This is a genomic window from Buttiauxella noackiae ATCC 51607 (genome assembly GCF_001654865.1).
In the GTDB taxonomy this organism is placed as follows: domain Bacteria; phylum Pseudomonadota; class Gammaproteobacteria; order Enterobacterales; family Enterobacteriaceae; genus Buttiauxella; species Buttiauxella noackiae.
Genome location: NZ_LXEO01000017.1, coordinates 114,698 through 140,608, shown reverse-complemented (window position 1 = coordinate 140,608; position 25,911 = coordinate 114,698). Strand labels below are relative to the sequence as shown.

Below are 25,911 nucleotides of genomic sequence, written 5' to 3'. Positions count from 1 at the left end.
ACATTCCTAGTTACCTGTATCGATAACTTCATCACTTTTACGCAATACTGGGCAATCGCTAAGTCCGATAATTCCACTACTGGTATGAACAAATTGTGCTGTGGTGACATTTCGAGCGGTCAGGTATTTGCATTGAAGCCCCATACCAGCAGCATTTTCATGACTTCCAATCAAAACTCCATATCCCGAGAGGAGCAAACCGATCCACAAAAGCGCTATTACAATAATAGTGCGGATCACAATACGCATAGATACCTCTTATTATTAAGTAATTAGACTTCTAAGCGTAGCGGATTGCACTGTAGTAGCAATATGATGATTCTTAAATAATATGAGTGAGAGTTATGTGTGGTTTAGGCTGTATATGTAAGACTTTACAATAAATAGGAAAGAGGTGGAGAGTGTAGTGAGAAAGTACAGATGGCTTATACTGATTGCGGTTTTTTTCGTCTGTTTGCTGCTGTGGACCCAAATGGTCAATGTAATGTGCGATCAGGATGTACAATTTTTCAGCGGCATTTGTACCATTAATAAATTTATTCCCTGGTAGTGTGTTTTTATCCACATAGTGCTTACCTTAAGGCCCGGCAGGTGTAGAATAGCGCGTTTTGCTGAGGTGGTAATATGAACGAATTAAGTGTTGGCGCGTTGAATATCGTGTCCCTGACAGTTTCCCTGGTGGTACTGGTTATTGGCCTCGTAATGTGGTTCTTTGTTAACCGTGCGAGTAGCCGCACCAATGAACAGATCGAGCTTCTTGAAGAGTTGCTGGATCAGCAAAAGCGCCAGACTGCTCTGTTACGACGTTTGTGTGAAGCGAACGAGCCTGAAGTCGTTAAGGAAGAACCAGACGTAGCAAAGGAAGATGAAGAAGTGGAAGACGATTTTATTCGTCTGGTCGCTGAGCGCTAATCCTGATTAACCTGTTTGTGTTGCTGTGGAGTAACCATGCGGTGGAAAAATCCCTGGTTTGATCCTCTAAAATCTCATCACCAAATCGACGGTTTTCGTAATCTGGAGTCAAGCCTACGAAAACCGGGTGATGTTGAACGCTGGCGAAAAGAGCGAAAAGCACAGGGGTTACCTCATCCTCCGAGCGATGGTTATGCCGCTTTTACGGAGCGGTGGTGTCAGAAGGTTGAGCTTAAAGGACAGGATGACCGGTTATGGTGGCTAGGACATGCAACAGTATTATTGCGTATTAATGGCAAATATTTACTGACAGACCCTGTATTGTCCCGACGGGCTTCACCTTTATCATTTGCTGGCCCCATACGTAAGACTCCGACCCCAATTCATATCAATGAGTTGCATCAGCTTGATGCGGTTTTGATTTCACATAATCATTACGATCATCTGGATCACTCCACGATTCGACAGATTTCCCGTCATTTCCCCGACACTCATTTCTTTGTCCCATTGGGCTTAAAACCATGGTTTACCCGTCGGGGCATTCACCATGTCACAGAGCTTGATTGGTGGCAGAGCTTTAGCTGGCAGGAAATGATTTTTACTTCGGTACCGGCGCAGCACTGGAGCATGCGCTCATTCTGGGATCGTAACCGGAGTTTGTGGTGCGGATGGATTATCGAAAGTAGCCATTTACGGATATGGTTTAGCGGTGATACGGGTTATACAGCAGGCCTTGCTGATATTGCTTTGTTCAGAGGCCCCCTGGATGCTGCATTGATACCAATAGGTGCTTATTCTCCACGCTGGTTCATGAGTAGCCACCATATGGATCCGCAGCAGGCCGTTAAGCTTTGGCAGCAGTTGGGCAGGCCTTTTACGGTTCCTATCCATTGGGGGGTCTTTGAACTGGCTGATGAATCTCTGGATATGCCACCGCAAGAGCTACAAACCGCACTTGCTGATGAAGGTGAGGAAAGTCGGCTCTTTTCGCCGTTGTGTATTGGTCAAAGTTCACACTTAATTAAAATTAAGACCTAAACATTATTGAAAAATTTTAAGACAGTATTATGCGCTATCTTTTGGTTACTTTATTACATCGAAAATATAGCGAAACGTTTTTATTGCCTCATCATGAAGCATGGGTTGATTAAACTTTCATTTTTTTGGTGCAATATAAACAAACAATTGCTCAAGCTTTATTCATTTTACTATTCTCGTTATTTCTTATACCAATTACATTGTTTTCATAGCAATGTGAGATTGTTCATTTTTTGCATAGCTATGCTAAAAAAATCATAAGCATAATGCGGATGATATCGACTTTTTTGCACTTAACCTGGACGAATAGATATCTTTGGGCTATGGTAAAAACGTTGTCCGTGGTCGTCATGTAAATGTACGGAATCATCTTTGTTCACTGTTAATCTATGCACAAATTGTGCATTTCATTTTCGTGACAATATGAGTTTCGGAATTTGTGCGGCAGATCGATACATGCCGAAAAATGGCTTGCCATTGATTGCGTTGTATGTGATAACACGTTGGGTTAAACGAGGTACAGTTCTGTTTATGTGTGGCATTTTCAGTAAAGAAGTTCTGAGTAAACACGTTGTCGTTGAATACCGCTTCTCTGCCGAGCCTTATATTAGTGCCTCATGCAGTAATGTCTCTGTTTTAGCTAAGTTATGCCTTCGGGCAAAGAAAACAATCTAAGGAATTTTGCAAAATGGCAAAGATTAAAGGTCAAGTTAAGTGGTTCAACGAGTCTAAAGGTTTTGGCTTCATTACTCCTGCTGACGGCAGCAAAGACGTGTTCGTTCACTTCTCTGCAATCCAGGGTAACGGCTTCAAAACTCTGGCTGAAGGCCAGAACGTTGAGTTCGAAATCCAGGACGGCCAGAAAGGCCCTGCAGCAGTTAACGTAACTGCTATCTAATTCGTCTGAATTAGACCTGGCGCGAATAACGCCAAATTTTGATGAAAGCCTCGCTCTTGTAGCGGGGCTTTTTCATGTCTGAATTTTGACCATGATTTTTCTATGTGTTTCTGAAAAGCCCTCCCAGTTATGTCTTGTAGCAAAGCAGCGCATCTTGTAGCACTGTTCCTGTCCGGTTAACTTCCTCATTATGTTTAAATTTTCAATCGCTTAGTTGTGGTTAAGGATTGAATGTGAGAAAAATTGCCCCTGGAATCGTGGGTAACTTTATTCAGTGGCGTTTTGCTCTTCTTTGCATCGCTATCTTCATGTGTCTGGTGTTTTTGCTGGGCCGTGTTGCCTGGTTGCAAATCATCTCGCCCGAAAATCTGGTTAAGCAGGAAGACATGCGTTCTTTACGTGAAGAACCCATCGTCGTACCCCGCGGAATGATAGAAGATCGCAATGGCAGACCTTTGGCGGTTAGCGTCCCGGTAAAAGCAATCTGGGCTGACCCGAAAACAGTAATGGAAAAAGGTGGCGTGCAAATCAGTAGCCGCTGGCAGGCTCTGGCAACAACCTTACACATGCCACTGAATGAAATTGCCGCCCGTATTCGCCGTAATCCAACCGATCGCTTCATTTACCTCGCCCGTCAACTTGATCCACAACAAGCGCAGTACATCGAGAGCCTGAAACTGCCAGGAATTTCATTGCGTGATGAATCACGTCGGTTTTATCCCGCCGGCCATGTTGCTGCGAACTTGCTCGGTTTTACCAACATTGATGATCAGGGAATTGAAGGTATTGAGAAGAGCTTCAATCGCCAGTTGACGGGTAAGGCGGGTGAGAGACTGGTCCGTAAAGACAGACACGGGCATGTCATAGAAAATATCACGGAAACGGCTGCAAACCCTGCTCATAATCTCATGCTAAGTATTGATGAACGGCTGCAAACGGTGACGGAAGATGCACTGAGTAATGCTGTCTCCTGGAACAAAGCTGAATCTGCCGCCGCAGTTATCCTTGATGTGAATACTGGCGAAGTGTTAGCAATGGCGAGTTGCCCGACATTTAACCCAAATAATCGTGATGGTGCTACGCTGAACGATTTCCGCAATCGGGCAATCAGTGACACTTTTGAGCCAGGTTCAACTGTTAAACCGATGGTCGTCATGACCGCTCTGCAACAGGGAATTGTTCAACCTGATAGCGTGGTGGATACCCGTCCTTACACCATTGATGGTCACCGTATACGCGACGTGGGTTACTACCCGCAACTTACGTTGACCGGAATCCTGCAAAAATCGAGTGATACAGGGGTTTCACGCCTTTCACTGGCGATGCCCATCCAAAAATTGTTGGATACCTATAAGAACTTCGGTTTTGGCATGCCAACAGGATTGGGGCTGACAGGGGAGAGCAGCGGGCTGTTACCACACCGTAAGTTCTGGGGAGAGTTGGATCGCGCCACGTTTTCCTTTGGTTATGGTTTGATGGTTACACCTCTGCAACTGGCACATGTTTATGCCACCATCGGCAGCTACGGTATTACCCGCCCACTTTCGATAACCCGTGTTGATCCACCAGTCGTCGGGCAAAGGGTGATGTCTGAAACCATTGCCCATCAGGTTGAACATATGATGGAAAGTGTGGCACTGCCGGGCGGCGGCGGGATTAAAGCCGCGGTCCGTGGCTATCGAGTTGCCATTAAAACCGGAACGGCCAAGAAAATTGGTGATGATGGCAAATACATCGATAAATATATTGCCTACACCGCAGGTGTCGCTCCGGCAAGTAATCCACGCTTTGCGCTGGTGGTGGTAATTAACGATCCGGAAAATGGCGCTTATTACGGTGGTGCAGTTTCGGCGCCGGTCTTCAGCCAGATAATGAGCGATGTGTTGCGCCTGGAGAATATTGAACCTGATGGTTTGCCACAGGGGGATACCAATTTAACGGTGTTAAATAAAGCTGTTGTAGAGGGTCCTGCAGGTTAGTGGCTTTTCGAAGCGGGGAGTAAGCGGTACACTTGCGCCCTTTACGATTGCCTGGAGTTCTTATGTCTTATCTTTGCCCGCTTTGTCATGCACCGCTTGATCCCAAAGGGAAGAGCTTTGTTTGCCCGCAAGGCCACCAATTTGATAAGGCAAAAGAGGGATATGTGAATTTGCTGCCGGTTCAGCATAAGCGTTCAAAAGACCCCGGTGATAGCAGCGAAATGATGCAGGCCCGCAGAACATTCCTTGATGCCGGGCACTATCAGCCGCTGCGTGATGCTATCTGCCTGATCTTAGAACAAACCGCGCCGGTTACGTTGCTGGATATAGGCTGTGGGGAAGGGTATTACACGGCTGGTTTTGCACAGATTGTTGCAAAACATGAAGGAATGACCTGGGGATTAGATGTTGCAAAAGTAGCGATTCGCTATGGGGCAAAGCGCTATCCGCAGGTGCAGTTCTGTGTGGCATCAAGCCACCGTTTGCCATTTGATGATAATAGTCTGGATGCCGTAGTGCGTATTTTTGCTCCATGCAAAGCGGAAGAGCTTGCGCGGGTGGTTAAACCTGGCGGCATCGTCATCACTGCCACGCCGGGCCCACGCCATTTAATGCAGCTGAAAGGTTTAATTTATGACAATGTGGTACTGCATAGCACGGAGTCTGAATCCTTACCCGGTTTTATTGCAGAACAGACGCAGAGCATTGGCTGGCCAATGACGTTACAGGGAAATGAAGCGGCTGCGCTATTGCAAATGACGCCGTTCGCCTGGCGTGCCCGCCCGGAAGTGTGGCAGGCTTTGACGGCTGAAACGGCATTTGTTTGTGAGACAGATTTTGTGATCCGCGTCTGGCGACGCGAAGCATCAGTTTAGTGCGCTGAAGTGGCTATAAAGAATCTGACAACCAATCCCAATTAATACCACTCCGCCGAGGATCTCGGCGCGCTTACCGAGCAGCGGGCCGATAAAGCGGCCCAGCATCATACCCAGCGTGGACATAATCATGGTCGCGCAACCAATGGCCAAAGCGGTTTCAATGATATTGACTTGCAGGAATGCGAGGCCGACACCAACTGCCATAGCATCAAGACTCGTGGCGATAGCCGTGGTGACTAATAGCCAAAATCCATGACGTTGTAGCTTTGGCGCTTCTTCATCATCATTGCCGCGCACACCTTCATAAATCATACGAATGCCGAGAAATACGAGCAGGATGAATGCAACCCAATGATTCCATTCCAGTACAACCTGGCTTGCCAGAAGACCGAGGCACCAGCCGATAAGCGGGGTGATAGTTTCGATTACACCAAAGATAAGCCCGGTTCGTAAGGCTTCGGAAAACTTAGGTTTATGGAGAGAGGCACCTTTCCCGATTGACGCAGCAAAAGCATCCATCGACATGCCAAAAGCGAGAATAATAGTAGCGGAGAGATTCATGCAAACGCCTCAGTTGGGAATATCCATATACACGTCAACCATCCCCAACTTAAATGATGGTTACGTGCCTATGGTCTCGCCTACTCAGTATTTGAGTCGTACATGCCACGTTATAATTCTTGCTTAAACAAGTAACGAGTATGTTGACATGTACATTTTCGCAATCGCGAAAATCGGCTACTCCCCAACGACGGGCGCAACCTTAACATATTCTTTAAAGATAAAACAATAATTGAAGTTGTTATTCTTAATGTTTAAATGATAACGATTTTCATTTGCCTTAATTGATGAGCGAATTGTTATAATAAGAGCACACTAATTGTGCGAAATAGCAGTGGCTATATTTTATACGTCGTTCAATAAATATATGAATATAGACTTTGCTATGTTGGTAACTTATTGAGTAACCACCATAAACTTATAAATCTTCTCCAGGTCATCAATGTTTTTCACCCGGACAAGCAAGCGGCGTTGTTCTAATTGCAATACCAGAACACCATCCTCAGATAAATTAATTTCTTTAATTCGGGAATATAAAACCCACACATTCGCGAAGAAGAAGCCTTCAGCTTTAAACAGTAATTTAGGTTGTCTAATCCACGAAATATAAATAGCAATGAGTGCCAGCGCAGATAATAACCATGTAGTGACCGGAGCGCCGCCAGAGGTGACGTTGTTGTAGATGAGGATAGCAACCAACCCGAAGAAAATGGTTCCGTCGATACGGTTACGGCGCAGAAGGGGCACTTTAAGTAGAGTCTTGCCTTTGAGTTTATCCATGATGAACTCATCGTAAACCGCCCAGGCAAGCAACAGCACAATAAATACCAGCAGAACTACATCCGTCAAAGTCATAACACTACCTTCACTCTAAACAATAAAAAACCGGGGCAAAGGCCCCGGTTCGTATAAAAAACTAATTAAAGACCTAGCAGGCCGATAGCATAACCGACAATACCGATAACGAAGAAGCCCATGATGATCCACAGCGCGTTGACTTTCTTACGCAGCAACCACATACAAGCGAACGTTAACAGCAGTGGCACAAGGCCCGGCATCAACTGATCAAGAATAGTTTGAACAGTGGTCACTTTCACCGCGCCAGTCTGGTCGGTAATCTTCGACACGACTAGCGGTATATTAACGTGTGTCCACTTGTTAACCAGCGCCCCCATGACAAACAGGCCGAGAATTGACGCCCCCTCAGTCAGTTTTTGCAGGAAGCCGCCACCCATATCCTTAACGATATCGATCCCTTTGCGGTACCCGTAAGCGACGCCGTAATAACGAGTCAGCAAACGCACGGCGTTAAACAGGATGAAGAACAACAGTGGGCCAAGTAGGCTACCGCTCATTGCGATACCAGCACCAAGTGCTGCAAACACTGGACGTACAGTGCCCCAGAAAATTGGGTCACCTACACCAGCCAGAGGCCCCATCAGACCCACTTTGATACCGTTAATGGCACCATCGTCAATCTCTGCACCGTTTGCACGTTGTTCTTCCATCGCAAGCGTAACGCCCAATACAGGAGCCGCAACGTATGGATGGGTGTTAAAGAACTCCAGGTGACGTTTAATCGCTTGTTTACGGGCATCGTTATTTTCAGGATACAGGCGTTTAATTGCCGGAATCATGGAGAAGCAGAAGCCCAACGCTTGCATACGTTCGAAGTTCCAGGAACCCTGGAAAAGGTTTGAACGCAGGAACACGCCACGAATATCACTTGGGGTGAGTTTCTTCTCGGTAGTCGTTGTTTTGGTGGTATCAACCATTTCGCTCACCTATTAATCTAATTCGTTATCGAGATCGTTAGCACCGGCAGCAGGCGCTGGAGCACCGGCAGAACGGTTGTATTTCGGGCTCAACTGGATGTACAAAATTGCCATCACAGCACCAATCACACCCAGTGCAACCAGGTTGAAGTTGGTGAAAGCCGCGGTAACGAAGCCCAGATAGAAGAATGGCATCAGGTAGCCTGCGCGCATCATGTTGATGACCATCGCATAACCCACCACAACAATCATGCCACCGGCGATGTTCAGGCCACTAGTTACCACTTCAGGAATGGCATTGAGCATGTTCTGTACTTCGCTAGTACCGACGGAAACTGCGACGATAACGGCAGGAATTGCGATACGCATTGCTTGCAAGAACAGGGAGGAAACGTGAATCCAGGAGAGCGCCGATAGGTTGCCATTTTCGGCGGCCTTATCTGCTGCGTGCTGGAAGCCCACGGTGATAGTACGAACGATAATGGTCAGAACCTGGCCTGCTGCAGCCAGTGGAATGGCCAGAGCAATACCAGAACCGATGCCCTGATGCCCGGCTATAACCAGTATGGTTGAGATAATTGACGCTAGTGCTGCATCGGGAGCAACTGCCGCACCGATGTTCATCCAACCCAACGCGATCATTTCAAGCGTACCACCGATAATAATACCGGTTTTCATATCACCGAGTACCAGACCAATTAAGGTACAAGCGACCAGCGGACGGTGGAACTGAAATTCATCGAGCACCGACTCCATACCGGCAATACAGGCTACGACAAACACCAGCACAATCTGAAGAGTGGTAATCTCCATTGTACTTCTCCTTAAACGTATGGCTTATGTGTGAAAACTGAGCAAAACGTAGAATTAAGCAAATCACATCAGTAATTAGCTTTTCACCTTCGCGATCAGATCCATCATTTTCAATTTTTGATCGGTTGAAACTTTACGGGCTTCGAGCTCAATGCCGCGCTCGTTAAGTTTCTTGAAGGCTTCAATATCTTTTTCATCGACAGAAATCGCGTTGTTAACCTGGGTTTTACCCTGGCGGAACGCCATACCACCGATGTTAACTGACTTAATGTCCACTCCACCTTCCACAACGCGTTCAACATCGGTTGGGTTGGTGAACAGCAGCATCACACGGTCGCCTGCATATTTCGGGTTATTCCACACGCGGATCATTTTAGCGACGTCAACGACGTGAGCCGTCACACCCGGAGGAGCAACTTGCGTCAACAGTGTTTTACGCACGGTATCGGCTGCCACTTCATCACTGACAACAATAATGCGTGATACGTTGGTTTCTTTGGTCCAGCGGGTAGCGACTTGGCCATGAATTAAACGGTCATCGATACGCGCAAGACCGATATTCATATAGTCATTTGGACCCATTGGCTTGAGCGGTGCTGCGGCTTTAGGTGCAGCAACAGGCGCAACAGGAACATCTTTTTCAACAGGTTTAGCTTTCAGGGCTTTAACCCCTTCACGGCCTGTTTCAACAGCAATTGCCACTAACTCATCAAATGAAGGGTTATCATCACGAGCCATCAAGGTTTCAACCAGCATCGGAATATTGACCCCGGCGACGACCTCGTAATGCTCTTTATCGACGACAATACGGCTGGCTGCATTAAACGGGCTACCACCCCAAGTATCGACGAGAAACAGCACACCTTTGTCGGTGTTCAGGTTTGCCAGTTGAGCGTTGTATTTTTCAATCAGAGTTTCGGCGTTTTCACCAGGAACGAAATCTATCCAGCCAACGTTTTCTTGTTCGCCTAATAGCATTTCAGCGGTTTTCAGCAATTGTTCTGCTGCCCAGCCATGCGTGCCTATGACAATAGCAATGGTCACTTGCTACCTCCTGTGTTGGTATACCCGTCATACTTCAAGTTGCCTGTGCTTTGACTTTTCTCGCTTATCCCTGTCATCTACTTGACGGGGGATTCACTGTGTCGCCGCCTTCATGCAACTCGAACTATTTTGGCTATTAACTACACCCTTAAATGGGTGTTTTGTAGATTATCCGTTTCATGAGCGAATCGATTCAGATAACGGTATGAGTAAAGATGTGCAACTTGAGACGGATTTATTTTAGACAGTGAAAAAATTATTTTATGTGATGAAGATCCGTAATTTAGCTTTGTTACAAACATATTGTTTCGCGGTGCAAATTATAGGCGAGGTCAATGACAGTAAAATTGCAAAATCAGGTAAATCTTTGCAAAAGGGTATTTTGCTCTGATATTGTTTGCGTCTCGTTTAATTGCTCAGGAGTAAAGGGCAGTAGCCCACCGTATGGACCGTCACCGACGTCTTTTCAATTTCAGGTCTGAAAATTCAGTCCTTCACACTGGCGTTTCACGCCCCTTTAATACCTCAATTTGCCTCTTTGCGTCCGCATTGCGCGCGATGCCGATGAGTTATTCCCAAAGCAGGAGCCTGTCATGGAACTCTTAATGGATCCCCAAATATGGGTGGGTTTATTGACGCTGATTGTGCTGGAAATAGTGCTGGGTATTGATAACCTGGTCTTTATTGCCATTCTTGCGGATAAACTTCCACCAAAACAACGAGATAAAGCCCGACTTATCGGTTTATCCTTGGCTTTGGTAATGCGACTGGGCTTATTGTCGTTAATTTCATGGATGGTGACACTAACGCAACCGCTGTTCAGCGTTGGCGAAATGACGTTCTCCGGGCGTGATCTCATTATGCTATTTGGTGGCCTGTTCTTGCTGTTTAAGGCAACGACAGAGCTGCATGAGCGGCTGGAAAACCGCCAGCATGATGATGGACATGGCAAAGGCTATGCCAGTTTCTGGGTTGTGGTATTGCAGATTGTGGTACTTGATGCAGTGTTCTCACTTGATGCGGTTATTACCGCGGTGGGGATGGTAAATCATCTGCCAGTGATGATGGCGGCGGTAGTCATTGCGATGGGTGTGATGTTGTTGGCATCGAAACCGTTAACGAATTTTGTTAACCAACATCCTACGGTCGTTGTGCTGTGCCTGAGCTTCTTGCTAATGATTGGTCTGAGCCTGGTAGCAGAAGGCTTTGGTTTCCATATTCCGAAAGGTTACCTGTATGCGGCAATCGGTTTCTCGATAATCATCGAGTTTTTCAACCAAATTGCGCGTCGTAACTTTATTCGCCATCAGTCAAATGTACCGTTACGTGCCCGTACTGCTGATGCGATTTTGCGTTTGATGAATGGCAAACGCCAACAGCGTTCTTCAAATGAAGACAACAAAACCATCACACCAATTGAAGCTGAATCTTTTGCTGAAGAAGAGCGTTATATGATTAACGGTGTGCTGACTTTAGCATCTCGTTCGCTCCGCAGCATTATGACGCCTCGTGGTGAAATATCATGGGTGGATGCTGATAAAACCACTGCTGAAATTCGCGAGCAACTGCTGGAATCTCCGCATAGTTTGTTCCCGGTTTGTCACGGTGAGCTTGATGAAATCATCGGAGTCGTGCGTGCCAAAGAGTTGCTGGTAGCACTAGAAAATGGTGGCGATGTGGTTTCTATTGCTGCTCGGTCACCTGCGATTGTGGTTCCGGAAACGTTGGACCCGATTAACTTGCTGGGTGTGCTTCGCCGTGCTCGCGGTAGTTTCGTTATCGTTAATAACGAATTTGGTGTGGTTCAAGGCCTGGTCACGCCGCTGGATGTTCTGGAAGCTATCGCTGGTGAATTCCCTGATGCCGACGAAACGCCAGAAATCGTACGTGATGGCGATGGTTGGTTAGTTAAAGGCTCAACCGATCTGCACGCGATTCAGCAGCATCTTGATATCAACACTCTGGTTAACGATGAGGAAGATATTGCCTCTATCGCCGGTTTAGTTATCGCGGTGAATGGCCAAATCCCTAAAGTGGGTGATGTCATTGAGATGGCTCCGCTTCGAATCCAGATTGTGAAGGCTAACGATTACCGTGTGGACTTGGTTCGTGTGGTAAAAGAACGCTCTGAACATGAAGATGAAGAAGAGTAAATTAGCGTAGCGGGACAATGGGAATAACATGACCATTCCGCCGCGGGGGCGGCGTGCTGCCCCCTAACCATCGTGGAAACTCCTTCAAAGGCATTGGCCGCGCATACAAAAATCCTTGTAGTACATTTACGCCGTGGCTACGCAGATACGCTGCTTGCTGCGGCGTTTCCACTCCTTCAGCCACTAAACCAATATCCAGCCGCTGCGCCAGCGCAATAATAATGTCAGTGACTGTCGAATTGACTGCGTCGGTCCCAATCGCTGCGGTAAAAGATTTATCGATTTTCAGCACGTTTGGATTTAACGTTTCAAGATAAGCCAGCGAGCTCTGACCTGTACCGAAATCATCAATAGCCAAATCAACCCCCATGCGATGTAAATCTCGTATCACCCGCAGATCGACATCCGGTAAAGCATCACGTTCCGTAAGTTCAAGAGTCAGTTTCTGGATAGGGTGGGCAGGAAACCAGTGGTGGCGTAAATCTTCGATAATCTCCCCATTGTGGAAGTGAATAGCCGCGATATTGATTCCGATATTGAAATCAGGGGATTTCGGAAAGATATCAATATTACGTACTGTTTCCGCTAGCACAAAACGTGTTAATGGTGCTATCAAATTTTGCTGTTCAGCAAGCGGGATAAAGACCTCGGGTGAAATCCAGCCCTGGCGGGGATTATTCCACCGCAAAAGTAGCTCCACACCAACACATTGAAGATTGCGTGAGCTGACGAGTGGCTGGCAAAAAACTTCGAACTCATTCAGGGCAAGCCCAAGATTAATTTCCCAGGAAAAACTCATTCGGTTTGCTGTGGCAAGCCATGTTATATAGCCGAGCAACATGCTGAGAATAAGTGCCAGGGGCAGTTGTGTTGGCATATTTTGTAATGCCAGTTGACTGGAGGATGGGCCAATTATAGTGACGGAAAAAGGAAAAACATCGGATGCCAGCTCATGACTGACTTGCCCTTGGTCAACCGTTATTCGGGGTAGTAGGCCTTTACCATATTCATAATGCGAATCAGCGATATTTAGCATCGCGCGGGATACCCAGGGACGTCTGGGTTCAAGCATAAATCCCGCTAGCAATTCAATATTAATAATTTGCAGGACTCCGTCGTGCTGACTATTGCGCACAGGATGCCAGGACAGAAGAATCGGCGTGCCTTTAAGTAACGTATGGTCTATCGAGAGAAATAAGAGTGGTAATGGTGATGGCAAGCGGGGTTGCACCAGGTCAACCGGTATTGAACGCGGGCCGAAAATACTTGAACAATAAAAGATATCATCCTTAATTAGACCAATATCTCGTACTGTTTGCATACGCGCCACTAATTCACGCATCTTCAGTTGTGCGGCTTCACATGACAACCCCATTAACTGCATAGCATCTTTGCTTGCCAGATCAAGCGGTATCAGGACGTTTTCAAGTGAACTGACTGCTCTTTGGTTAAATGCGTGCATGCGTTGTTCATTCGAATCACGATCGGCAATATAGCGCGCACTGAGTGTCAGCAGCAGGGCTAATACGGCTAACGCAACGCAGACAATTAAACGTCTGCGGCGATAATCTCTTAATATGCGTTGTGCCGTCTGCATCCGCGATCACCTTGTTTAGAACCGTGACCGAAATCGGCACACAGAACATTCCAAGTGTAGTGGGGGATTGGATACACGATGGTAAAATCATACTTTAAGATGAATGCCGGTGAGTAGGTTAGCCCTCTTTGCAGAGGGCCAGAAAGGATTAGTCACACTGTACTTTGATAGCCAGACCACCACGTGAAGTTTCACGATATTTGGCGTTCATGTCTTTGCCTGTCTCGTACATGGTTTCGATAACCTTATCGAGTGAGACACGCGGTTCACTGGTACGGCGCATCGCCATACGGGTAGCATTAATCGCTTTTACCGAGGCAATGGCGTTACGTTCGATACAAGGTACCTGAACCTGACCTGCAACCGGGTCGCAGGTTAAACCCAGGTTATGTTCCATACCGATTTCCGCTGCAACACAAACCTGCTCCGGGCTTGCGCCTAAAATTTCAGCAAGACCTGCGGCAGCCATAGAACAGGCCACGCCCACTTCACCCTGACAGCCGACTTCTGCACCAGAAATAGACGCATTCATCTTGTAGAGCGCACCAATTGCACCTGATGCGAGGAAGTAGCGGATATAGGTATCCGGGCTGACTGACTCGATAAAGTGGTCATAGTACGCAAGCACAGCAGGAACGATACCGCACGCACCGTTAGTAGGCGCAGTTACCACACGCCCACCTGCAGCGTTTTCTTCGTTAACTGCCAGCGCAAACATGTTCACCCAATCGACCACGTTCATTGGGTCGTTGGAGAGTTTGTCGCTAGAAACCAGCATACGGCGCAATGCAGAAGCACGGCGTGGCACACGCAATGGTCCAGGCAGAACGCCTTCGGTGTTCACTCCACGGTCAATACAGGCACGCATGGTCTGCCATACGTTGGCAAAATACTCTTCAATCTCTTTACGACTATGCAAAGCCAGCTCGTTCTGCATGATCACGCCAGACAAGGACATCCCCGTCTCTTTACAGTGCTTAAGCATCTCTTCGGCAGAATTGAACGAGTAAGGCACAACAATTTCGTTGGCTGCTTCTTTACCGAAATTTTCTTCATCAACGATAAAACCACCGCCGATGGAATAGTACGTTTTGGTGTAGATCTCTTGATCGCCACTGAACGCATGGATAGTCATGCCATTTTCATGCAGCGACAGGTTGTCGTTGCGGAAACACATACCGGAATCTTTTGGGAAATCAACCTCATGACGTCCCTGGGCCAGCCACAAACGGCCACGGGTTTCTACATCACGGATAAACGCAGGGATTGAATCAATATCAACGGTGGCAGGTTCGTTACCCGCAAGACCCATGATAATAGCGATATCGGTATGGTGCCCTTTACCTGTCAGAGACAGGGAGCCGTAAACATCGACCGCAATACGCGTCGTGCTTTCCAGTAATCCTTTTTCGACCAGATCATCGACAAACAACTTACCGGCCTTCATCGGACCGACGGTATGGGAACTGGATGGCCCAATGCCGACTTTGAACATGTCGAATATGCTAATCACACAAAACTCCTTCCAAGGCACCAGATAAATAAAATTTGCTGCTGCAAAATCGCAGTCAGCTAGTTTAAAAATTTATTGCTCACTGTTGTAAACTATTCACATGAATTAAACTAATGGTTAACGGTAACTTGACTAATCCGGCCTGCGAATGCGGTTGTAGGGGATAAGCATAGGGTCATTCACCATTTATTATTACCCATGACACATACAAGGGAATAAAACTGCAGCAAGACACTCTGCTAAATATAGACGTTTTTACAGGATTAAAGAGTGATCAGGGTTCCACGCTTATCTGTAAGGCTAATTCACGGATGATTCCGGCCGTCATGCCCCAGACAAAATAGTGTTGATACCATGAAAGCCAGACTCTATGGGCGTTGCCACGACGGTGAATATCCAGCGGATGGTAACGGCCAAGTGTCAGGGCCTCCATCAATGGCATTTCAAATACTGCCGCGACTTCATCCTCGCTGGCATGGTAGGGCAGGTTGGGCGGAATGATGCCTACGACAGGGGTGACCTGAAATCCTGTAACGCTATCAACCGGCGGCAAAGTACCAATCACTTCGACGCTGTCAGGAGAAATAGCGACTTCTTCCCAGGCTTCGCGCAGCGCGGCCGCAATTAACGACTCATCGGTGTCATCAACCGCTCCACCGGGGAAGGCCACCTGGCCGGCATGTTTGCGCATCGTAGCTGAACGTTGTGTCAGCAACAGCCCTGGTTGCGGGCGGCGTACGACAGGAATCAATACGGCGGCCTGGCGTTTATTACCGCTCATCCGCGTTGAGGGCGGTTGCAGCAGTTGAAAACGCGATAAAAAATCGTTCATGGTCAAGGCGGAACCAGACATTCATCAACTCTCTAATTGCGGCAGAATACGATTAACTTTATCAAATGTTTCCTGATATTCCGCTGATTCAACACTATCGGCAACTATGCCACCACCTGCAGAGCAGTACAGTTTGCCGCCTTCGGCGGTGAGTGTCCTGATGGTAATACTGGTGTCCATATTGCCGCAGAAGCTCAGATAACCAATGCTGCCACACCACGCATTGCGCCGTTGCGGCTCCAGTTCTTCGATGATTTCCATGGCTCGTACTTTTGGTGCTCCGGTAATAGAACCTCCCGGGAAGCACGCACGCAGTAAATCTGTTGCCTGAAGATATTTTGGCAATTGTGCTGTGATCGTACTGACGAGGTGATGAACTGCCGGGAAGGGCTCGACAACAAACAGTTCTGGTACTTTTACGCTGCCCGGTACGGCAACCCGGCCAATGTCATTACGCAATAGGTCGACAATCATCAGGTTTTCGGCACGATCCTTTGGCGAATTGGCGAGTTTTTCAGCTTGATGCGCATCAGCAATCGGATCGGCAAGGCGCGGCAAAGTGCCTTTAATTGGGCGCGTCTGGATATTCTTGCCTTCGAGCAAAATAAAACGCTCAGGAGACAGGCTAAGAATTACGCTTTCCGGTAGACGAATAAAGGCGCTAAATGGAGCACGATTAGCGGCGTTAAGTTGCTCGAATGCTTGCCATTCATCACCTTCGTAACAGGCGTTAAAGCGCTGCGCGAGATTGACCTGGTAACAATCCCCGCTTTTGAGATATTCCTGTACCTGGCGGAATTTAAGTCCATACTGCTCGCGGGTCATACTGGAGCGCCACGCGCTCGTCAGGCGAAACGGCTCTACAACCGGAGCTATTTGCGCTTCCAGCCAGTTAAGTCGTGCAGAACATTCACCCCAGCAAATAAGCGTGAGCTTTTTAAGTTTATGGTCGGCAATCAAAGCCCAGTCATAAATGCCAATTGCCATGTCCGGAGTGTTGAGATCGGCCTGGGCAATTTCTGGTACTTTTTCGAAATGACGACCCAGATCATAACCAAATAACCCCAACGCACCGCCTAAGAAAGGTAATTCAGGGTGAGTTGCTGGCCGGTAGCCAAAACTGTCCAGCGTTTGCTGCAACAGTTGTAGTGGGTCGCTATGATAAGTCGAGCTGACTCCTTCCACGCAGATTGTCGTTTGAGCGCCACGGGTGACTAACGTTGCACGCGGCTCGGCCACCAGAATATCAAAGCGATTATGGGGATGCTCAGCAAAGCCAGAATGCAGCAGCATGGCCCAGGGTTGCTGTGCAATCGCTTTGAAAGTGTGTTGAACGGCATTCGGATGCCATGGCAAAGTGCGAAAAGTTAGAGTTTGCAACGTCATAAACCACAACTAAAAAAGAGACAGATCATCCTGCTTACCTGGAAACCCTCTGGAATCAATGAAAGCAGCGTGAAATAATTAACCCAGGCAATGTAACAGGAGTCGAAAATGTTTTCAGGTTTACCAGCATTATCCCACGAGCAGCAGCAAAAAGCCGTTGAGCGAATTCAGGAGCTGATGGCGAACGGCATGAGCAGTGGTGAAGCCATCACTATGGTCGCAGCAGAAATTCGTGCCAATCATACCGGTGAAATGGTCGCAGTCCGTTTTGAGGATGATGATGTCGGCGATGCGGAAAGCGATGAAGACACCGCTAACGATGATGACGAAGAAAGATACGTTGACCATTACGAAGAAAACGACGACGACAAATAACGCGGGCCGTAACCCGCGCATGGCTTACACCGCCGCAATAATCTTAATTTCTACTTTGTAGCGCGGGTTCATTAATTTTGCCTGCACGGTACAACGTACCGGCGCATGGCCCGCGACAACCCACTCATCCCAGGCCTTATTCATCGCGGCAAAGTCAGTACTTTCTGGCAGGAAGATCGTGGCGTCCAGGATCTTACTCTTATCGCTGCCTTGTTCGAGCAGTACTGCGTCGATCTGCGCAAGGGTGTTTGCGGTTTGTTCGTAAGCATCCGCATCCAGATTTCCCGGCACACCGGTGTAGTACAGGGTGTTGTTATGAATCACCGCATCAGACCAACGTGCTTCCGGTTTTATACGCACAATACTCATCACTGTTTCCTTTTCAGCTCACTGATATTGCGCTACAGCCTGCCACAATCCGCAAGTGGCTTCCACAGGCTTGCTGGATTAACACCGCCTGGGCTGACATAATCGCGCTCATAACCCAGGGGGTATTGTGATAGACGATTTTGCAGCAGATGGTCAACTCGCCACGGCGATAAAAGGTTTTAAACCGCGTGAACCGCAACGGCAGATGGCGCAAGCCGTCACCAACGCTATTACTTCCGGACGAGAGCTGGTGGTTGAAGCAGGTACAGGCACCGGTAAAACCTACGCTTACCTGGCCCCAGCTCTGCGTTCAGGCAAAAAAGTCATTATCTCAACCGGATCAAAAGCACTTCAGGATCAGCTCTTTTCTCGCGATCTACCAACAGTTGCTCGCGCGCTCGATTTTAAGGGGCGACTGGCGCTGCTAAAAGGGCGATCTAACTATTTGTGCCTGGAGCGTTTAGAGCAACAGGCGCTGGCGGGTGGTGATCTTCAGGTTCAGACGTTAAGCGATATCGTTAAACTGCGTGGCTGGGCGATTGAAACCGTTGACGGAGATATCAGCACCTGCGCAAGTGTTGCTGAAGACTCAGCCGTTTGGCCGATGGTCACCAGTACGAACGATAACTGTCTTGGGCAAGATTGCCCGCTCTACAAAGATTGTTTCGTGGTTAAAGCGCGTAAAAAAGCCATGGATTCGGATGTGGTGGTAGTGAATCACCATCTCTTTCTGGCCGATATGGTGGTGAAAGAGGGCGGTTTCGGTGAACTCATTCCCGAGGCCGAAGTGATGATTTTCGATGAAGCGCACCAAATTCCGGATATCGCCAGCCAATATTTCGGCCAGTCTGTTTCAAGTCGGCAGTTGCTCGATATTGCCAAAGACATCTCTATTGCCTACCGCACAGAAGTGCGAGACGCGCAGCAGCTGCAAAAAAGTGCTGACCGCCTGGCGCAGAGCACACAAGATTTTCGCCTGCAAATGGGCGATCCCGGCTATCGCGGTAACCTGCGTGAATTGCTGGCTGAACCGTCGATTCAACGTGCGTTGCTGCTACTCGATGATGCACTGGAGCTTTGCTACGACGTGGCGAAACTTTCACTAGGTCGTTCGGCATTGCTGGATGCGGCATTTGAGCGGGCAGTGATTTTACGCGGGCGTATCAAACGATTGAAAGAGGTTGATACACCGGGCTATAGCTACTGGTATGAATGCAACGCGCGCAACTTTACGCTTGCTCTGACGCCGTTGTCGGTTGCCGATAAATTCCAGGAAGTGATCAGCCAAAAAGCAGGAACCTGGATCTTCACCTCGGCAACGCTTTCAGTAAATGATCAGCTTAGCCACTTTACTGAACGTCTGGGAATCGCCAACGCAGATACGCTGTTACTAGCCAGTCCGTTTGATTATGCCAGTCAGGCATTATTGTGTGTTCCGCGTGGGCTACCCACCCCGAACCAACCGGCTGCAGGCAGGCACCTTGCCAAAATGCTCAAACCGCTAATTGAAGCCAACAACGGTCGTTGCTTCATGCTGTGCACATCTCACTCGATGATGCGGGATTTAGCAGAACAATTTCGCGCCACCATGACGCTGCCTGTTTTACTACAAGGTGAAACCAGTAAAGGCCAGTTATTGCAGCAGTTTGTTGATGCGGGCAACGCCTTGCTGGTTGCCACCAGCAGCTTCTGGGAAGGTGTTGATGTGCGCGGTGATACGCTCTCCCTGGTGATTATCGACAAACTGCCGTTTACCTCCCCGGACGATCCGTTGCTCAAAGCCCGTATGGAAGATTGCCGTCTACGTGGGGGCGATCCTTTCGAAGATGTGCAACTCCCCGATGCGGTGATCACCTTAAAACAGGGGGTAGGCCGCTTAATTCGTGACGTTGACGATCGTGGCGTGCTGGTAATTTGCGATAACCGCCTGGTGATGCGCCCTTACGGTGCTGTGTTCCTCAATAGCCTGCCACCAACCCCGCGTACGCGGGATATAAATCGGGCAGTTGAGTTCCTTAACTTCCGCCCGGCGCAGTAATTTGTGCCAGGCTATGGTATGATGCGCGCCGATTTTTGACCCTACTTTTTACCGCCAGAGGTTGGCAAATCATGCGAATTTTAGCCATCGACACCGCGACAGAAGCTTGTTCGGTTGCCCTGTATAACGAGGGGACTTCCTGTGCCCGTTTCGAACTCTGCCCACGTGAACATACCCAACGCATATTGCCGCTTGTCCGCGATATTCTCAATGAAGGGGGCGTTGGTCTGACCGCATTGAACGCCCTTGCTTATGGCCGTGGTCCTGGTAGTTTTACCGGCGTGCGCATAGGCATTGGTATTGCGCAAGGGTTGGCGCTTGGGGCTGAATTGCCGATGATTGGCATATCTACACTTGCCACCATGGCGCAAGGTGCATGGCGTGTGACGGGCGCTACCCGTGTGCTGGCCGCAATTGACGCACGTATGGGAGAGGTTTATTGGGCTGAATATCAGCGTGATGAAAATGGTGTCTGGCACGGTGAAGAAACTGAAGCGGTGTTAAAACCAGAAGCGGTTGCTCAACGGTTGAAACAACTACAGGGTGAGTGGGCTACTGTGGGAACTGGTTGGCAGGCCTGGCCGGATATGGCGCAGGGCAGCGAGCTGGTTATCCGTGATGGAGAAGTTACCTTGCCTGCGGCGGAAGATATGTTGCCTTTGGCGATTCAGGCATTAAATGCCGGAAAGACAGTTGCGGTTGAAAATGCCGAACCGGTTTATCTGCGTAATGAAGTGACCTGGAAGAAACTGCCTGGCAGAGAGTAGTTCCCGACGTTTTCGTAAAGCGAAATTGCGTTAAGGAGAAAGGATATGGCTGGTTTAAATGTCAGGATTGTTACCCGGGTTTTAGCCATCGCGGCAGTCATTGTGCTTAGCGGTTGCGTCAGCATACCTGATGCCATAAAAGGTACCAGTGCCATGCCTCAACAAGATTTAGTCCGGGTGATGAATGCACCACAGCTCTATATCGGGCAAGAAGCACGCTTCGGCGGGCGTGTGGTGAATATTGATAATAAGCAGGGCAGAACACGGCTGGAAATTGCCACCGTTAATCTCGATGAAGGTGCGCGTCCAGTGTTAGGGGAGCCTTCTAAAGGACGTATCTACGCGGATGTGAACGGTTTCCTCGACCCTGTAGATTTCCGCGGTCAACTGATTACCGTGGTTGGCCCAATTACCGGTGTAGTTGAAGGTAAAGTGGGTGAGAGTGCGTACAAGTTTATGGTAATGCAGGTGAATGGCTATAAACGCTGGCGCGTCACTCAACAAGTGGTAATGCCACCACAACCGATAGACCCGTGGTTCTGGGGCGGGCCGTATCCTTATCGTGGTCGGTATGGTTATGGCGGTATGTGGGGCGGTGGATGGTATAATCCAGGCCCGGCACAGGTGCAGACAATCGTAACTGAGTAACAAAATGCTTTACTGAAACGAAGAGGCAGCGGCATGTACGCTGTCTCTTCGTTTTATCATGGAATAAAAATAATTAGTGATGCGCTTCGCAACCTTAAATCAGTCTAATTAATAAACTGGTACGCTGAGTTAATATTATGTTAACGGCGTGTTTATATATTGGGGTTGTGATGACGACGAATATTAAATTCAGAGGTGGATCCTTGAAGAAGGTTTGGCTTAACCGCTACCCAGCCGATGTTGCGGCTGAGATAAATCCTGACCGTTATCAGTCCCTGGTTGATATGTTTGAGCAAGCAACGGCACGTTATGCCGACCAGCCTGCATTCATGAACATGGGCGAAGTGATGACGTTCCGTAAACTGGAAGAGCGGAGCCGTGCGTTTGCTGCGTATTTACAACAGGGTCTGGGCCTGCAAAAGGGTGACCGTGTTGCGTTAATGATGCCGAACCTGTTGCAGTATCCGGTCGCGCTATTTGGTATTTTGCGTGCAGGTATGGTGGTGGTGAATGTTAACCCGCTGTACACGCCGCGAGAGCTTGAGCATCAGCTTAATGACAGCGGTGCCAGTGCGATTGTGATCGTTTCGAATTTTGCTCACACCCTGGAAAAAGTGGTAGATAAAACCCAGGTAAAACACGTTATTTTGACGCGTATGGGCGATCAGCTCTCTGCGGCAAAAGGTACGTTGGTTAACTTTGTTGTTAAGTACGTCAAACGTCTGGTGCCGAAATACCATCTTCCTGATGCCATTTCATTCCGTAGCGCTTTGCAACACGGATACCGTCTTCAGTACATCAAACCTGAAATAATCAACGATGACCTCGCATTCCTGCAATATACCGGCGGAACGACGGGTGTTGCCAAAGGGGCGATGCTGACTCACCGCAATATGTTGGCGAATCTTGAACAAGTTAGAGCGGCCTACAGCCCGTTACTGTTTGAACGCAAAGAGCTGGTGGTTACCGCATTGCCGCTCTATCACATCTTCGCTTTGACTATGAACTGCCTGCTATTTATTGAACTTGGCGGCCAGAATTTACTGATTACCAACCCGCGTGACATCCCGGGACTGGTCAAAGAGTTGGCTAAATATCCATTCACCGCCATGACTGGCGTAAATACGCTGTTTAATGCGTTGCTCAATAACAAAGAATTCCAGCAGCTCGATTTTTCGAGCCTGCACCTTTCTGCTGGCGGCGGTATGCCTGTGCAGCAAGTGGTAGCCGAGCGTTGGGAGAAACTAACAGGACGCTTCCTGCTTGAAGGTTACGGCCTGACCGAGTGTGCCCCATTAGTGAGCGCAAATCCCCACGATATGGATTACCACAGTGGCAGTATCGGTTTACCTGTACCTTCCACTGAAGTAAAACTGATCGACGATGAAGGTGAAGAAGTCCCGCCAGGCGAACCTGGGGAGCTATGCGTCAAAGGCCCACAGGTGATGCTGGGGTACTGGCAGCGTCCGGATGCAACGGATGAAATTCTGCAAGATGGTTGGTTGCGTACCGGTGATATTGCGGTGATGGACGACGAGGGTTTTATGCGCATCGTCGATCGCAAAAAAGATATGATCCTGGTCTCGGGCTTTAACGTCTATCCGAACGAAATTGAAGACGTCGTTATGCAACATAGTGGTGTGCTTGAAGTGGCAGCCGTTGGTGTTCCTAATGGAGCATCTGGTGAAGCGGTAAAAATCTTCGTGGTGAAAAAGGATGCATCACTCACCGAAGAAGCACTGATTGTTTTTTGTCGTCGTCATCTTACTGGCTACAAAGTGCCTAAGCTGGTGGAGTTCCGCGAAGAGCTGCCAAAATCGAACGTTGGCAAAATATTACGACGAGAACTACGTGACGAATCGGTCAGTAAAGGCAACAATAACGCCTGAGCTCCGAGTCAGTCGCCCTAACGCCGGTTCTGCCGGCGTTTTTTATGGGCGCAAACCTAAGAGAACTGAATTTGACTTACCAAATGATTACTACCGACGAAGGCCTGGCTACTGTTTGTGAGGCTGCACGTCAATTTCCGGCCATTGCGCTGGATACTGAATTTGTTCGTACGCGGACATACTACCCGCAACTGGGTTTAATCCAGTTGTACGACGGTGAAACCGCTTCGCTTATCGACCCGCTGACGATTTCTGATTGGTCACCGTTCAAAACGTTGTTGCAAGACACTGCGGTGATTAAGTTCCTGCATGCAGGTAGCGAAGACCTGGAGGTGTTCCTCAATGCGTTCGGCATGTTGCCTGATCCGTTCATTGATACACAAATTCTGGCGGCTTTTAGCGGGCGTCCACTCTCCTGTGGTTTTGCCACTATTGTTGAGTCGTTTACCGGGATTGCACTGGATAAAAGTGAATCCCGCACCGACTGGCTGGCTCGTCCTCTGACTGAGCGTCAGTGTGATTATGCTGCTGCTGATGTGCTCTATCTTTTGCCTATTGCGCACAAGTTGATGGAAGAGACACAAGCCGCTGGCTGGATGGATGCGGCCCTGGATGAATGCAACCTGATGGCTTCACGCCGCCAGGATGTTCTCGATCCTGAAGAAGCCTGGCGTGAAATTGGTAACGCATGGCAGTTAAGAACGCGCCAGTTGGCTTGCCTGAAGAAACTCGCATCGTGGCGTCTGCGTAAAGCACGCGAGCGTGATATGGCGGTTAATTTCGTCGTGCGTGAAGAACACCTCTGGCAGGTTGCACGCTATATGCCGGGATCGTTAGGTGAACTTGAACATCTGGGCCTGAGCGGCAGTGAAATTCGTTTTCATGGTAAAACGCTGTTGGCATTGGTTGTTGAAGCCCAGGCATTATCGGATGATGAACTACCTGAACCTCTGAGTAATCTTGTCGATATGCCGGGATATCGCCGCGTATTTAAAGCTATCAAAGCGTTGGTGCAGCAGGTGAGTGAAACTTGCGGTTTGAGTGCAGAATTACTCGCTTCACGCCGACAAATTAACCAGTTGCTGAATTGGCACTGGCAATTAAAAACCCAGACTACACAGCCGGAATTAATCAGTGGCTGGCGTGGACGCGTAATGGGTGAAGCTTTAAAAACGTTGTTGGCAGATTTTTAATATTTACCGAAAGTCACTGGGAATAATTACAGGGTTCTACTTGGTAATAATAGAATATTTCCATTAACTTTTAAGAATAGTCTGTTTTAAACGTGGTTATTGCGTAAAAATAAATAAGCCTCCGGGATAATTCCAGGAGGCTTATTACGTAAAGTGTATTACGCGGATTTTGTTGTTGCTTCCTGAGTTTCTGGCAACGTTACGTTAAGCTCCAGAACAGAAATATCGTCATCCTTTTGATCAAGAACGACAGTTAACATCTCTGGGTCAATTTTTACATATTTGCAAATGACTTCCAGAATATCGCGTTTTAGTTGCGGCAAATAATGAGGTTCACTATCACCACGACGACGTTCTGCGACGATAATTTGCAGACGCTCTTTTGCAATGTTGGCGGTATTCTTTTTCCGCGAGAGAAAAAAGTCTAGTAATGCCATAACTTATCCTCCGAACAGGCGTTTGAGGAAGCCTTTCTTCTCTTCTTCAATGAAGCGGAAAGGGCGATCTTCGCCAAGCAGGCGCTCAACAGTATCTGCATAAGCTTTACCAGCGTCAGCTTCCTGGTCAAGAATGACCGGCTCACCCTGGTTTGAAGCACGCAGCACAGATTGATCTTCAGGAATAACCCCAACCAATGGGATGCGCAGGATTTCCAGTACATCTTCCATGCTTAGCATGTCGCCACGGTTTACACGGCCCGGGTTGTAGCGAGTTAACAGCAGGTGTTCTTTAATTGGCGCTTCACCGTTTTCGGCACGGCGAGATTTTGAAGAAAGAATGCCGAGAATGCGGTCTGAATCGCGTACCGATGAAACTTCAGGGTTAGTCGTAATAATCGCTTCATCAGCAAAATAGAGCGCCATTAATGCGCCTGTTTCGATGCCCGCAGGTGAGTCGCAAACGATAAACTCAAAGTCCATATTTTTCAGATCTTCGAGTACTTTCGCCACACCTTCGCGGGTAAGCGCATCTTTATCGCGGGTCTGCGATGCCGGAAGAATATAGAGTTGCTCGGTGCGCTTATCTCTAATCAACGCCTGGTTTAATGTGGCATCGCCCTGAATAACGTTAACGAAGTCATAAACTACACGGCGCTCACAACCCATGATTAAATCCAGGTTACGCAGGCCAATATCAAAATCGATAACGACGGTTTTTCTTCCCTTTTGGGCCAAACCCGTAGCGATGGCCGCGCTGGACGTGGTCTTACCGACGCCCCCTTTACCCGACGTAACAACAATAATGCGTGCCAT

The 25,911-nt window shown here is 48.3% G+C and carries 27 protein-coding genes and 1 riboswitch; of the genes, 14 read left to right on the top strand and 13 right to left on the bottom strand.

The features are described from left to right. Positions 1-6: 6 nt before the first annotated feature. On the bottom strand, positions 7-249 hold the full coding sequence (locus tag M979_RS08135) for a YobH family protein (protein WP_034455179.1): 243 nt from the start codon (positions 247-249) through the stop codon (positions 7-9). A gap of 157 nt (positions 250-406) precedes the next feature. Here M979_RS08135 and mgrB point away from each other — a divergent pair, with 157 nt between their 5' ends. From mgrB to rlmA, 7 genes are all read left to right on the top strand, one after another. After that, a complete protein-coding gene (gene mgrB, locus M979_RS22440) occupies positions 407-550 on the top strand; it encodes a PhoP/PhoQ regulatory lipoprotein MgrB (RefSeq protein ID WP_072009397.1) in 144 nt (47 codons plus the stop codon). Positions 551-624: 74 nt separating this feature from the next. Further along, positions 625-912, top strand: a complete 288-nt coding sequence (locus tag M979_RS08130) for a YebO family protein (protein WP_064554397.1) — start codon at positions 625-627, stop codon at positions 910-912. A 36-nt stretch (positions 913-948) separates the two neighbouring features. Further along, complete coding sequence (locus M979_RS08125; protein ID WP_064554396.1) at positions 949-1,950, top strand: MBL fold metallo-hydrolase; 1,002 nt, start codon at positions 949-951, stop codon at positions 1,948-1,950. 531 nt (positions 1,951-2,481) lie between these two features. Further along, positions 2,482-2,625, top strand: coding sequence for a DUF2627 domain-containing protein (locus M979_RS22435; RefSeq protein WP_072009398.1), 144 nt, complete (start codon positions 2,482-2,484; stop codon positions 2,623-2,625). Positions 2,626-2,638: 13 nt separating this feature from the next. Beyond that, positions 2,639-2,848 carry a transcription antiterminator/RNA stability regulator CspE gene (gene cspE / locus M979_RS08120; RefSeq protein ID WP_001062678.1) on the top strand — a complete coding sequence of 70 codons (210 nt, stop codon included), beginning with the start codon at positions 2,639-2,641 and terminating at the stop codon, positions 2,846-2,848. 233 nt (positions 2,849-3,081) lie between these two features. After that, the gene (ftsI, locus tag M979_RS08115; protein ID WP_034455187.1) at positions 3,082-4,827 is read left to right on the top strand and encodes a peptidoglycan glycosyltransferase FtsI; all 1,746 of its coding nucleotides are present in this window, start codon (positions 3,082-3,084) and stop codon (positions 4,825-4,827) included. A 62-nt stretch (positions 4,828-4,889) separates the two neighbouring features. Further along, a complete protein-coding gene (gene rlmA, locus M979_RS08110; protein WP_064554395.1) occupies positions 4,890-5,702 on the top strand; it encodes a 23S rRNA (guanine(745)-N(1))-methyltransferase in 813 nt (270 codons plus the stop codon). Here rlmA and mntP read toward each other — a convergent pair. The 5 genes from mntP to manX form a co-directional block, all read right to left on the bottom strand. Further along, complete coding sequence (gene mntP / locus M979_RS08105; protein ID WP_034455192.1) at positions 5,694-6,266, bottom strand: manganese efflux pump MntP; 573 nt, start codon at positions 6,264-6,266, stop codon at positions 5,694-5,696. The genes rlmA and mntP overlap by 9 nt on opposite strands. Positions 6,267-6,268: 2 nt before the next feature. Next, positions 6,269-6,464: riboswitch (yybP-ykoY riboswitch) on the bottom strand. A gap of 198 nt (positions 6,465-6,662) precedes the next feature. Beyond that, positions 6,663-7,121, bottom strand: a complete 459-nt coding sequence (locus tag M979_RS08100; RefSeq protein ID WP_064554394.1) for a DUF986 family protein — start codon at positions 7,119-7,121, stop codon at positions 6,663-6,665. Between the two features lie 65 nt (positions 7,122-7,186). Then, complete coding sequence (locus M979_RS08095; protein ID WP_034455196.1) at positions 7,187-8,041, bottom strand: PTS mannose transporter subunit IID; 855 nt, start codon at positions 8,039-8,041, stop codon at positions 7,187-7,189. A 12-nt stretch (positions 8,042-8,053) separates the two neighbouring features. Further along, positions 8,054-8,854, bottom strand: a complete 801-nt coding sequence (locus M979_RS08090) for a PTS mannose/fructose/sorbose transporter subunit IIC (RefSeq protein WP_034455198.1) — start codon at positions 8,852-8,854, stop codon at positions 8,054-8,056. Positions 8,855-8,929: 75 nt separating this feature from the next. Beyond that, entirely contained in the window at positions 8,930-9,898 is a 969-nt protein-coding gene (gene manX / locus M979_RS08085) for a PTS mannose transporter subunit IIAB (RefSeq protein ID WP_034455201.1), read from the bottom strand. A 593-nt stretch (positions 9,899-10,491) separates the two neighbouring features. Here manX and yoaE point away from each other — a divergent pair. Then, entirely contained in the window at positions 10,492-12,051 is a 1,560-nt protein-coding gene (gene yoaE / locus M979_RS08080) for a CNNM family cation transport protein YoaE (protein WP_064554393.1), read from the top strand. Position 12,052: 1 nt separating this feature from the next. Here the strand turns inward: yoaE and M979_RS08075 are convergent, their stop codons facing one another. The 4 genes from M979_RS08075 to pabB form a co-directional block, all read right to left on the bottom strand. After that, on the bottom strand, positions 12,053-13,648 hold the full coding sequence (locus tag M979_RS08075; protein WP_064554392.1) for an EAL domain-containing protein: 1,596 nt from the start codon (positions 13,646-13,648) through the stop codon (positions 12,053-12,055). A gap of 148 nt (positions 13,649-13,796) precedes the next feature. Further along, entirely contained in the window at positions 13,797-15,161 is a 1,365-nt protein-coding gene (gene sdaA, locus M979_RS08070; protein ID WP_034455206.1) for an L-serine ammonia-lyase, read from the bottom strand. A gap of 274 nt (positions 15,162-15,435) precedes the next feature. Continuing rightward, a complete protein-coding gene (locus M979_RS08065; RefSeq protein ID WP_064554391.1) occupies positions 15,436-16,014 on the bottom strand; it encodes a CoA pyrophosphatase in 579 nt (192 codons plus the stop codon). Positions 16,015-16,017: 3 nt separating this feature from the next. Beyond that, on the bottom strand, positions 16,018-17,373 hold the full coding sequence (gene pabB, locus M979_RS08060; protein ID WP_245164687.1) for an aminodeoxychorismate synthase component 1: 1,356 nt from the start codon (positions 17,371-17,373) through the stop codon (positions 16,018-16,020). A gap of 114 nt (positions 17,374-17,487) precedes the next feature. Here pabB and M979_RS08055 point away from each other — a divergent pair, with 114 nt between their 5' ends. Continuing rightward, positions 17,488-17,754, top strand: a complete 267-nt coding sequence (locus M979_RS08055) for a YoaH family protein (RefSeq protein ID WP_034455212.1) — start codon at positions 17,488-17,490, stop codon at positions 17,752-17,754. Positions 17,755-17,778: 24 nt separating this feature from the next. Here the strand turns inward: M979_RS08055 and M979_RS08050 are convergent, their stop codons facing one another. Beyond that, a complete protein-coding gene (locus M979_RS08050; RefSeq protein ID WP_064554389.1) occupies positions 17,779-18,123 on the bottom strand; it encodes a RidA family protein in 345 nt (114 codons plus the stop codon). A 127-nt stretch (positions 18,124-18,250) separates the two neighbouring features. Here M979_RS08050 and yoaA point away from each other — a divergent pair, with 127 nt between their 5' ends. The 5 genes from yoaA to rnd all read left to right on the top strand — a co-directional run bounded on the left by yoaA (position 18,251) and on the right by rnd (position 24,658). Further along, a complete protein-coding gene (gene yoaA / locus M979_RS08045; RefSeq protein WP_064554388.1) occupies positions 18,251-20,161 on the top strand; it encodes a DNA repair helicase YoaA in 1,911 nt (636 codons plus the stop codon). 71 nt (positions 20,162-20,232) lie between these two features. Next, entirely contained in the window at positions 20,233-20,928 is a 696-nt protein-coding gene (gene tsaB / locus M979_RS08040) for a tRNA (adenosine(37)-N6)-threonylcarbamoyltransferase complex dimerization subunit type 1 TsaB (RefSeq protein WP_064554387.1), read from the top strand. A gap of 45 nt (positions 20,929-20,973) precedes the next feature. Further along, the gene (locus M979_RS08035; protein WP_064554386.1) at positions 20,974-21,576 is read left to right on the top strand and encodes a Slp family lipoprotein; all 603 of its coding nucleotides are present in this window, start codon (positions 20,974-20,976) and stop codon (positions 21,574-21,576) included. Positions 21,577-21,779: 203 nt separating this feature from the next. Beyond that, the gene (gene fadD, locus M979_RS08030; RefSeq protein ID WP_122973974.1) at positions 21,780-23,465 is read left to right on the top strand and encodes a long-chain-fatty-acid--CoA ligase FadD; all 1,686 of its coding nucleotides are present in this window, start codon (positions 21,780-21,782) and stop codon (positions 23,463-23,465) included. Between the two features lie 71 nt (positions 23,466-23,536). After that, complete coding sequence (gene rnd, locus M979_RS08025) at positions 23,537-24,658, top strand: ribonuclease D (protein WP_198528559.1); 1,122 nt, start codon at positions 23,537-23,539, stop codon at positions 24,656-24,658. A 158-nt stretch (positions 24,659-24,816) separates the two neighbouring features. Here rnd and minE read toward each other — a convergent pair whose 3' ends face one another. Then, on the bottom strand, positions 24,817-25,095 hold the full coding sequence (gene minE, locus M979_RS08020; RefSeq protein ID WP_034455225.1) for a cell division topological specificity factor MinE: 279 nt from the start codon (positions 25,093-25,095) through the stop codon (positions 24,817-24,819). A 3-nt stretch (positions 25,096-25,098) separates the two neighbouring features. Next, on the bottom strand, positions 25,099-25,911 hold the full coding sequence (minD, locus tag M979_RS08015; RefSeq protein ID WP_034455226.1) for a septum site-determining protein MinD: 813 nt from the start codon (positions 25,909-25,911) through the stop codon (positions 25,099-25,101).